This window comes from Rhodospirillales bacterium (genome assembly GCA_016872535.1).
In the GTDB taxonomy this organism is placed as follows: Bacteria; Pseudomonadota; Alphaproteobacteria; order Rhodospirillales; family 2-12-FULL-67-15; genus 2-12-FULL-67-15.
In genome coordinates this window covers 1-10,441 of sequence record VGZQ01000093.1, presented here as the reverse complement: position 1 = coordinate 10,441, position 10,441 = coordinate 1, and the positions used below count along the sequence as shown (strand labels likewise).

Here is a 10,441-nt window from a genome sequence, read left to right as displayed (position 1 = left end):
AAGCGGCGCGGCCCAAATACCGAGCGGCGGGTCCCAATTCCTCCTCGATGCGGAGAAGCTGGTTGTATTTGGCGAGCCGGTCCGAGCGCGAGAGCGAGCCGGTCTTGATCTGGCCGGCGTTGGTCGCGACCGCGATGTCGGCGATGGTGCAATCCTCGGTCTCGCCCGAGCGGTGCGAAATGACCGAGCGATAGCCGGCCTTGCGCGCGATCTGGATGGTCTCCAGGGTTTCGGAGAGTGTTCCGATCTGGTTGACCTTGATCAGGATGGCATTGGCGACGCCCCGGCCGATGCCGTCCTTGAGCCGGGCCGGGTTGGTGACGAACAAGTCGTCGCCCACCAGTTGCACTTTCTTGCCGAGGGTATCGGTCAGCACCTTCCAGCCCTGCCAGTCGTCCTCGGCGAGCCCGTCCTCGATCGACAAGATCGGGTAACGCCGACAGAGGCCGTCATAAAACTTGACCATTCCGGCGGAATCGAGTTTTTTTCCTTCCCCTTCAAGATCATAGACGTCGTTCCTAAAAAATTCATTGGACGCGGAATCGAGGGCCAGGGCGACATGTTCGCCGGGCCGATAGCCGGCCTTTTCGATTGCCTTGGCGATAAAGCCCAAGGTCTCCTCGGCGTTACTGAGACCGGGGGCGAAGCCCCCTTCGTCGCCGACGTTGGTGTTGTGGCCGGCGTCCTTGAGAGCTTTTTTCAGGGCATGGAAAACCTCGGCACCCATGCGCAGCGCTTCCGCGAACGTCGGCGCGCCGACCGGCGCGATCATGAACTCCTGGATGTCGAGCGGATTGTCCGCGTGGGCGCCGCCATTGACGATGTTCATCAGCGGCACCGGCAGAACGTTGGCGTTCTCGCCGCCGATGTGGCGATAGAGCGGCAGCCCCTTGTCCCTTGCCGCCGCGTGGGCGCAGGCGAGGCTGACGCCGAGGATGGCGTTGGCGCCGAGCTTCCCTTTGTTGGGGGTGCCGTCGAGGGCGATCATGGCGCGGTCGATGGCTTCGCGCTCGGCCGGATCGCGGCCCTTGATCGCCTGGAAGATAGGCCCCGTCGCGGCGGCGAGCGCCTTCTTCACGCCCTTGCCGCCATAGCGCTTCGGGTCGTTGTCGCGCAGTTCAACGGCCTCGTGGGTACCGGTCGAGGCCCCCGAGGGCACCGCCGCCCGCCCGATCACCCCGTTAGCGAGGAGGACGTCTACCTCGACGGTCGGGTTGCCCCGGGAATCGAGGATTTCGCGAGCGGAAATTCGGACGATCTCGGACATGGTTGTTTCTGCGGTCCTTGCCGGGTTATCCCCAATGGCGGCTGGAGATGGAGTTTATAAAAAAACACATGTTTCCAGTTAGTTATAAATTGAACGTGATTTTTCGATTCAAATAGCGACGGGATTTTTCTTCGCCAGCGCGTCGATCTCCGTCAGCATTCCAAGAATACCTTTTAAGCGACTGAATTGAATCATGTTCGGTCCGTCGCTCGGCGCCTTGTCCGGGTCGCGGTGGGTTTCGAGGAAAACCCCGGCCACCCCGACCGCCACGGCGGCGCGCGCCAAGACGGGTGCGAAGCGCCGATCGCCGCCCGAGACGGAGCCCTTCCCTCCCGGATGCTGGACCGAATGGGTGGCGTCGAACACGACCGGATAACCGGTCTGAGCGAGGATCGGCAGTGCGCGCATGTCGGCGACCAGCGCGTTGTAGCCGAAACTCGCGCCACGCTCGCAAAGAAGAATGTTCTTGTTGCCGGCGCCCGCGATCTTGGCCGCGACGTTGGCCATGTCCCAGGGCGCGAGGAACTGGCCCTTCTTCACGTTGATGGGCTTGCCGGTTTTGGCGGCGGCCACCAGCAGATCGGTCTGGCGGCAGAGAAACGCGGGAATTTGCAGGGCGTCGACCGCCTTCGCGACCTCGGCGCATTGGGCGGGTTCGTGCACGTCGGTGATCACGGGACAGCCGATCTCCTTGCGGATCGCGCGAAAGACCGGCAGCGCGGCGGCAAGCCCCTTCCCGCGCGGGCTCTTGGCGCTGGTGCGGTTGGCCTTGTCGAACGAGGTCTTGAAGACGAAACCGATGCCGAAGCCGCGGCAAAGCTCGGCCAGCGCGCCCGCCATGTCGAGGGCATGCGCCCGGCTTTCCAGCACGCACGGGCCCGCGATCAGGGCGAGCGGTAGGTCGTTGCCGAAGGCGACGCGGCCGATTTTGATGTGTTTCTGGGCGCTCATACGGCCCCGTTTATAGGGGGTTCGGACGACCCAAGCCAGCCGTTTAGGCCCCCGGATTAGGCCGTGGGGTCGATGACTTCGAGGAAGCGGAAGCGGTGGAAATCCGCGTCCCGCGAGTAGATGGTGCGGAGGCCATGCTCGCGCATCAGCACGGCGGTCGCCGCGTCATGGATGATATTGCCGGAAAGCCCGGGAGTTTCCGCGAATACTTCTTCGGCGACGCGGGCGTGCCGCTCGGTCGGGGCCAGCAACGAAACCCCGGGCGAAGCCAGAATCCCCGAAACGAAACTCCAGGCGTCGGTGGCGCTCCAAGGTTGCTTGAGCGCGCGACGATGGGTCACGACCCGCATGAACTCGTAGCAAACGCCTAAGGTCAGGAACCAGGCGGATGTCTGATTCCGCCAGGTTTCGAGCCATTTCCGGCACGGGGCATGGAAGGGAGAATCCCGATCCGCCGCGTCGATCAGCACGTTGGTATCGACGACGAACATTATTTATTTTTCTTTGGGCCGTAAAGCCGGGCCCACTTGTCGTCGTCTTCTTCCATCGCCCGGTAAAGCGCTTCCCGGTCGGCGTAATCGACCAGCGCCCCGCCGCTCGCGAAGCTGGGCAGCGGCGGAAGCTTCTTGGTGGGCGGCTCCTTCTTGAGCACGAGGCGAATTCCCGCCTCGACCAGGGAGGACATGGTTTCTCCGCGCCGGGCCGCCTCGCGCTTCAGCTCGCGCATCACGCCGTCGTCGATGTTGAGGGTCGTCTTCATGATGTATGGTTTTCCATATCACGGATATGGAAATATGGCAATCCGGGGAGTTGCCCGAGGCCGCCCAAATCAGTGCCTACACCAACCGTGCCTGGTTGACGGCGGCCTGGATGAAGGACGTGAACAAGGGGTGCGGCTCGAACGGCTTCGATTTCAGTTCGGGGTGGAACTGGACGCCGATGAACCAGGGGTGCTCGGGGATTTCGACGATCTCGGGCAACTGGCCGTCGGGCGACATGCCCGAAAACAGAAGCCCGGTCTTTTCGAGTCTGGGCAGGTAATGGACGTTCACCTCGTAGCGGTGGCGGTGGCGTTCCGAGATCAAGTCCTGGGCGTAAATGGCGCGCGCCCGGCTGTTGGGGCTGAGCCGGCAGGGATACGCGCCCAAGCGCATGGTGCCGCCCATATCGCCCCCGGCCGATCGTTTTTCGCGGGTTTCGCCCTTGATCCATTCGGTCATCATGCCGACCACGGGTTCCGGGCACGGGCCGAATTCGGTCGAGGACGCCCCCTGGATGCCGGCGAGGTTGCGGGCCGCCTCGATCACCGCCATCTGCATCCCGAAGCAGATGCCGAAATAAGGCACCCGCCGCTCGCGCGCGAAGCGGGCGGCGGCGATCTTGCCTTCGGCGCCGCGCTCGCCGAAGCCGCCGGGAACGAGAATCCCGTGCACGTCTTCCAGGTGCTGGACCGAATCCCCGCGTTCGAAAATCTCGGAATCGATCCAGTTCATGCGCACGCGTACGTTGTTGGCGATGCCGCCGTGGGCCAAGGCCTCTGCCAGCGACTTGTAGGCGTCGAGGAGTCCGGTGTACTTGCCGACCACGGCGATGGTCACCTCGCCTTCCGGCTTGAGTACGCGATCGACGATGGTGCGCCAGCGCGTCAGGTCCGGCGCGGGCGGGGTCAGGCGGAAATAGCGGCAGACCTCGGCGTCCAACCCTTCCTCGTGCAGCGCGAGCGGCACCGCGTAGATGGTCTTCATGTCGAGCGCCGGAATCACCGCTTCGCGTCGTACGTTGCAGAAAAGCGCGATCTTCTTGCGCTCGCCCTCGGGAATCGGGCGATCGGTGCGCACCAGCAAAATGTCCGGCTGGATGCCGACGCTGAGCAGCTCCTTGACCGAATGTTGGGTCGGCTTGGTCTTGATCTCGCCCGCCGACGGGATGTACGGCACCAAGGTCAGGTGCACGTACATCGCCCGCTCGCGGCCCAATTCGTTGCCGAGCTGGCGGATCGCCTCGAGGAACGGCAGGCCCTCGATGTCGCCGACCGTGCCGCCGATCTCGCACAAGACGAAATCCTCGCCGTCGAGATCGTCGACGATGAATTGCTTGATGCGGTCGGTGATGTGGGGAATGACCTGGATGGTGGCGCCGAGGTAATCGCCGCGCCGCTCGCGGGCGATGACGTCGGAATAGATGCGCCCGGTGGTGATGTTGTCGCTACGACGCGAGGCGACGCCGGTGAAGCGCTCGTAATGGCCGAGGTCGAGATCGGTCTCGGCGCCGTCGTCGGTGACATAGACCTCCCCGTGCTGGTAGGGGCTCATGGTCCCCGGATCGACGTTGATGTAGGGGTCGAGCTTGCGCAGGCGCACCTTGTAGCCGCGCGCCTGGAGAAGGGCCCCGAGAGCCGCGGAGGCCAAGCCTTTTCCGAGAGAAGAGACCACGCCGCCGGTGATGAAAATGAACCGGGTCATGGGCGATCAATTTACAGCGCCGGAGGGTCGCGGCGAAAGCACGAAATGAAGCCCGTTATTTCGGGATCGTTAGGGGTAAAAAAACACCCTTCGCGCTCGCGCGAATCGTTCGCGAGGGGAACGGAGCCCGTGCGCGGCAACGAGTCGCCACGAGTTCGAAAAAACTCAGCGCGCGAGCGGCGCTTGCGGGGCCTGCGGCGCCGCCGGCGCGGTCGGCGACGCGGGCTGATCGAGAATCGACGTCGGTGCGCGTTTGACGTTGGCGAGCAGCGCGAGCGTGATGCTGGTTGCCATGAATCCGGCGGCGAGGATCGCGGTGGTGCGGCTCAAGAGATTGGCGGTCGACCGGCCGGTCATGAAGCCGCCCATGCCGCCCCCGCCGCCGATGCCGAGCCCGCCGCCTTCGCTGCGCTGAATCAGGATCACGCCGATCAGCGCGATGGCGAGGATGAGATGGACGACGAGAATGACGGTGGTCATGGAATCGACCCTGGGAACCTTGTCGGGCTGGCGTTGTAAGGGTTCGCGCGCTCCCTGGCTAGGAGAAACTGGGACTGCCCGCTATCGCTTGGATACCGCCTCGGCGATCTTCCAGAAATCGTCGGCGACCAGGGACGCGCCCCCAATCAGGCCCCCGTCCACATCCGCAAGCGCAAGCAGCTCGGCCGCATTGCCGGGCTTCATGGAGCCGCCGTAAAGGATGCGGGTCTTCGCCGCTTCACCGGCGCCGATGGCCTCGGCGAGCATTCTGCGGATGCGCGCGTGTACGTCCTGGACTTCGGCCGCGGTCGGGGTGCGGCCGGTGCCGATGGCCCAGACCGGCTCGTAGGCAACGACCAGGTTGGCGGCGGTCGAGTCTTTCGGCACCGATCCGGCGACTTGGCGGGCGACCACGGCGATGGTCTGGTCCTGGTCGCGCTCGGCCTCGGTTTCGCCGACGCAGACGATGGGGATTAGCCCGGCGACCTGGGCGGCGGCGGCCTTAGCCTGGACCGTGGCGTCTGTTTCCTTGTGGTCGGTGCGGCGCTCCGAATGGCCGACGATCACGTAGCGGCAACCGAGGTCGGCGAGCATGGGCGCGCTCACGTCTCCGGTGTGGGCGCCCTTGGCCTTGGAGTGGCAGTCCTGGGCGCCGAGGGCGATGGTGCTGCCAGCCAAAGCCTCCCCCACCCGTCCAATCAGGGTAAAGGGCGGACAGACCAGCATCTCAAAAGGGGCTGCCCCGGCTTTTTTTATCCGTTCGGCCAAATTTTTAGCCAATTCGTCCCCATCCTTGCCGAGGCCGTTCATTTTCCAGTTTCCGGCGATCAGGGGTTTTCGGGTGGTCATTCGTTCACCTTTGGTTTTTATTTTGGAAAAAGACCAGGCAAGAAGACAAAAACAACAAAAAAAGTTTTTTATTTCCACGGCCGGATTGAGTGAAGCAATTATCGATAAAATAGCTGATTAAATCAACAGGTATGCGAAAATAATAATATTATTTAAAAACAATGCTATAAAAATCTACTAGTAGTACAAATTTTATCTACTAATATGATTTTTAAATTTTATATCAATATAATATAATAATTTATAAGATATAAATCACAATTTTAGATTATAATATATTGAATTTAAATTATATTATATAAATTATACATTTATATAATGTGTTTTTAACAAATGACGCCTATTTTTTTATAACACACCATAAAACAGTTTACATGAACCTATAATTAAGCTATATTTCCTATATAATAGGTAAACGATCAGTATGGCGAAGGAGACCATCCATTGTCCCAAACCTACCCCGTTCCTTCCCCTCATACCGCCAGCGCCGCGTCCATCCAAGGTTACCGGCTGTTCGAGAAGGCGCATGTCACCACCCGCGTTCGCGCGCATCGGACAGCGCCCGCCGACAAGATCGACGCGGCGCGCTTCTGGTGTTGCAGAACCGGCTGAAGGGTTTGATACGACGGCATGGCCGCCGAGCGCCTTTCGTCGGGGCCGCGCCGGCATCCTTCGTGCGTCCCGGAAGGGCGTGTTGCGGAGGGGGGCTCCCCCTCCTATCATCCCGCGCCTTCGCTTCGCGCCCCGCGATTATCCGCTGATTTGCAGTTAGTTCAGGTCAGGTCCCGTCATGGTTCTCGATGCCCTCCGCCGAAGTTCCGGCTCGCTCATCGCTCGGATTCTGTTCGCACTTCTGGTGATCAGTTTCGCCGCCTGGGGCATCGGCGATTTTCTCACTCCCGGCCGACAGGACAACGTGGTCGCCACCGTCGGCGACGCCTCGATTTCCGCGGCCGAGGTGGAGCGCCAGGCGGAAGGCGAAATCCGCCGCTTGCGCGAGATGCTGGGGGCGCGCTTCGACCGCGAACAGGCGCGCGCGCTCGGGCTCTACAACGCGGTCCTCGCCCGCTTGATCCAGGAAGCGGTGCTCGACCAGGCCGCCCGGCGCGCCGGGCTGGTCGTTCCCGATCGCGCGCTGCGCGCCGAGATCGAGGCGACACCCACCTTCCGCGGCGCCCAAGGCGCCTTCGACCGCGAACGTTTCCGCCAGTTCCTCATGACCGCCGGGTTCAGCGAGGCGGGCTACGTCGACCTGCTTCGCCGCGCCATGCTGCGCGACGCCTTGGTCGAGGCCGCGCCGGTGCCGCCCGCCGCGCCCAAGGCGGCGGTCGACGCCGTTTACCGCGAAAGATTCGAGAAACGTTCGGCGGAAACGGTCCTGATCCGGGACGACGCGCAAACGGCTCCCGCCGCGCCGTCGGACGAGGAAGTCGCCGCCTTCCACCGCGACAATGCGTCGCGCTTCACCGCGCCCGAATACCGCGCGCTTACCATCGCGCGCATGAGCGTCGACGAAGTGGCGCGCGAGATCGCGGTCACCGAAGACGACATTCGCCATGCGTTCGAAACCCGCGCGGCCGAGTTCGACCATCCCGAGCGGCGGCGTCTCCGGCAAATGGTTTTCGCCGACGAAGGCGCCGCGAAACGCGCCGCCGAGGCGTTGACGAAGGGCGGCGATTTCGTCCAGATCGCCCGGACCGAGGCGAAAATGGATCCATCCGCCGTCGATCTCGGCTTGATCGCGCGCGACCAGATGCCGTCCGACCTCGCCGATCCGGTGTTCGCGCTGGCGGCGGGCGGGACTTCGGAACCTCTCAAGTCGCCGCTCGGCTGGCACATCGTGCAGGTGGTCGCGGTCGAGCCCGCGCGCAAAGCCACTCTCGACGAGGTGCGCGCGACGCTCGCCAAGGATGTCGCGCGCGACAAGGCCCATGACGGCCTGATCGGGCTCGCCAACCGCTTCGAAGACGCGCTCGGCGGCGGCGCCTCGCTCGAGGACGCGGCGGGCAAAGTGGGCATCCGCGTCCTCAAGATCTCGGGCGTGGACGCGCGCGGCAATGGCCCCGACGGAAAGCCCGTTGCGGGCGAGGGCTTGCCCCCGCTCGACGTTCTGGCCCAGGTCGCCTTCGCCACCGAAGAAAACTCCGAAAGCCCGCTCACCGAAATGGGCGACGACGGTTACTTCGCGCTGCGCGTCGACAAGATCACGCCGCCGGCGCTGAAGCCGCTCGATGCGGTGCGGAGCGAAGTTGTCGCCGCCTGGCGTGCGCGCAAGCTCGCGGATCTTTCCAAGGCGGCGGCCGATGCCGTTGCCGCCGACGCGCGCGCAGCCGATCTGAAGGCGGCGGCGGCAAAGCGAAATCTCGCCGCGAGCGAAACCGGCGCGATTGGGCGCGACGGCGGCGGCAAGCTTCCCCAGCCGGTCGCGGCGGCGTTGTTCGGCCTCGGTGCTCCCGGGGAGGTGGCGACCGTGCGCGTCGCCGACGGCTATCACGTGGTGCGGCTGGTCGCGGTGCATCCGGCCGATCCGGCGCAGGACGCCGCCGGCATCGGCAAGATCGCCGAGGACTTGGCCAAGGCCTACGGGCATGAACTGCGCGCGGCGTTCGAAAATGCGCTGCGTCGGGATATTCCAGTCAAGATCCGCGAAGCCAATCTCGACCGCCTGTTTCGATGATCGATTTCGGTGATCTACTAGTAGCAAGCCCCCGCGCGCCATCATGAACGTTCAACCCGATTTTTCCGCCTTTGCCGGCCTTTACGCGAAGGGCGCGGCGCAGGTGGTTTGGACGCGCCTGGTCGCCGATCTGGAAACGCCGGTATCCGCCTTCCTCAAGCTGGGTGAAGGCCGCGCCAACAGTTTTCTGCTCGAATCGGTCGAAGGCGGCAGCGTGCGCGGCCGCTATTCCTTCATCGGCTTGAAGCCCGACGTGATCTGGCGCTGCTTCGGCGACCGCGCCGAAATCTGCCGCGATCCCGAGCGCGCGCCGGACAAATTCGAGCCGAGTTCCCAGGGCGCGATCACCTCCTTGCGCGCGCTCGAGCGCGAATCGCGGATCGACCTGCCGGCGGGATTGCCGCCGATGGCGGCGGGCTTGGTCGGCTATCTCGCCTACGACATGGTGCGCCTGGTCGAAAAAATTCCGGCGACCAAGCCCGACGTGCTCGGCGTGCCCGACAGCATTTTCGTGCGCCCGACGGTGATGGTGGTATTCGACCGCCTGACCGAACAGGCGAGCGTGATCGCCCCCGTCCGCCCCGCGCCCGGCGCGGACGCCAAGGCGGCGTGGGACCGTGCCGTGGCGCGCCTGGCCGGGGTTGCCGCCGATCTCGGTCGCGCGCTTCCCGCCGCCGCAATCGGGGCACGTCCCGCCACGCCGTCGGCCGCGTCCGCCGGGTTGCCGCCCTCAAACATGACCCACCAGGCTTTTCACCGCATGGTGACGAAGGCGGTCGACTACATCCGCGCGGGCGATGCGTTTCAGATCGTGCCGTCGCAGCGCTTCGCGGTGCCGTTCAAGCTGCCGCCGTTCGCGTTCTACCGCTCGCTGCGCCGGCTCAACCCCTCGCCTTTTCTCTTCTTCCTCGATTTCGGCGCGTTCGCGGTCGCAGGCTCCAGCCCGGAAATCCTGGTGCGGCTGCGCGACGGCAAGGTCACCATCCGCCCGCTCGCTGGCACCCGCAAACGCGGCGCCACGCCGGAGGAGGACCGCGCGCTGGCCGCCGAACTGCTCGCCGATCCCAAGGAGCGCGCCGAACACCTGATGCTGCTCGATCTCGGGCGCAACGACGTCGGCCGCGTCGCCAAGGTCGGCACCGTCCGGGTGACCGAGGAATTCACGGTCGAGTATTATTCGCACGTCATGCACATCGCCTCCAACGTCGAGGGTGAAATCGACCCCAAGTTCGACGCCATCGACGCCCTGCTCGCCGGATTCCCCGCCGGCACCGTGTCGGGCGCGCCCAAGGTCCGGGCGATGGAAATCATCGAGGAGCTGGAGCCCGAGCGCCGCGGCGTCTACGCCGGGTGCATCGGCTATTTCGGCGCCAACGGCGAAATGGACACCTGCATAGCGCTGCGCACCGCCGTCATCAAAAACGGCACCGTCTATGTCCAGGCGGGCGGCGGCGTGGTCGCCGATTCGACGCCCGAGGGCGAGTACCAGGAAAGCTGTAACAAGGCGCGCGCGCTGATCCGCGCCGCCGAGGAAGCCGCCAACTTCGCGTGACGCGCCGATGGGGGACGGAATACGGATATTCTCCAAGTTCGCGATCCCAGGTCCGGTGCGCGCCGCCACCCACGCCCTAGGGTCTGTACTCAATTAGGGGATTCTCAACGCTACGAAGATGTGATTCAAGCCTCCGAGGAGAACGGAGGCTGGGATGGCGCATCTTTACTGGCTGAACGACAAGGAATGGGCGCGGATCAGGC

The 10,441-nt window shown here is 64.0% G+C and carries 9 protein-coding genes; 2 read left to right on the top strand and 7 right to left on the bottom strand.

The genetic code is table 11. The features are described 5' to 3' along the window. The 7 genes from FJ311_14370 to FJ311_14340 form a co-directional block, all read right to left on the bottom strand. A partial coding sequence (locus FJ311_14370) for a phosphopyruvate hydratase (GenBank protein MBM3952623.1) occupies window positions 1–1,267 on the bottom strand: 1,267 nt, incomplete at its 3' end. A gap of 108 nt (window positions 1,268–1,375) precedes the next feature. Continuing rightward, window positions 1,376–2,218: a 3-deoxy-8-phosphooctulonate synthase gene (locus FJ311_14365; GenBank protein ID MBM3952622.1), complete on the bottom strand. Its 843-nt coding sequence runs from the start codon at window positions 2,216–2,218 to the stop codon at window positions 1,376–1,378. A gap of 56 nt (window positions 2,219–2,274) precedes the next feature. Continuing rightward, window positions 2,275–2,709, bottom strand: coding sequence for a PIN domain-containing protein (locus tag FJ311_14360; protein ID MBM3952621.1), 435 nt, complete (start codon window positions 2,707–2,709; stop codon window positions 2,275–2,277). Beyond that, entirely contained in the window at window positions 2,709–2,978 is a 270-nt protein-coding gene (locus tag FJ311_14355) for a CopG family transcriptional regulator (GenBank protein ID MBM3952620.1), read from the bottom strand. The genes FJ311_14360 and FJ311_14355 overlap by 1 nt, the downstream gene beginning before the upstream one ends. Before the next feature lie 76 nt (window positions 2,979–3,054). Next, window positions 3,055–4,680, bottom strand: coding sequence for a CTP synthase (locus FJ311_14350; GenBank protein MBM3952619.1), 1,626 nt, complete (start codon window positions 4,678–4,680; stop codon window positions 3,055–3,057). 165 nt (window positions 4,681–4,845) lie between these two features. Continuing rightward, window positions 4,846–5,160: a preprotein translocase subunit SecG gene (gene secG, locus FJ311_14345; protein MBM3952618.1), complete on the bottom strand. Its 315-nt coding sequence runs from the start codon at window positions 5,158–5,160 to the stop codon at window positions 4,846–4,848. A gap of 81 nt (window positions 5,161–5,241) precedes the next feature. Then, window positions 5,242–6,009: a triose-phosphate isomerase gene (locus tag FJ311_14340; protein MBM3952617.1), complete on the bottom strand. Its 768-nt coding sequence runs from the start codon at window positions 6,007–6,009 to the stop codon at window positions 5,242–5,244. A gap of 790 nt (window positions 6,010–6,799) precedes the next feature. Between FJ311_14340 and FJ311_14335 the strand changes: the two genes are divergently transcribed. Further along, window positions 6,800–8,686: a hypothetical protein gene (locus tag FJ311_14335; protein ID MBM3952616.1), complete on the top strand. Its 1,887-nt coding sequence runs from the start codon at window positions 6,800–6,802 to the stop codon at window positions 8,684–8,686. Between the two features lie 43 nt (window positions 8,687–8,729). Next, a complete protein-coding gene (locus FJ311_14330; protein ID MBM3952615.1) occupies window positions 8,730–10,238 on the top strand; it encodes an anthranilate synthase component I in 1,509 nt (502 codons plus the stop codon). Window positions 10,239–10,441 lie beyond the last annotated feature (203 nt).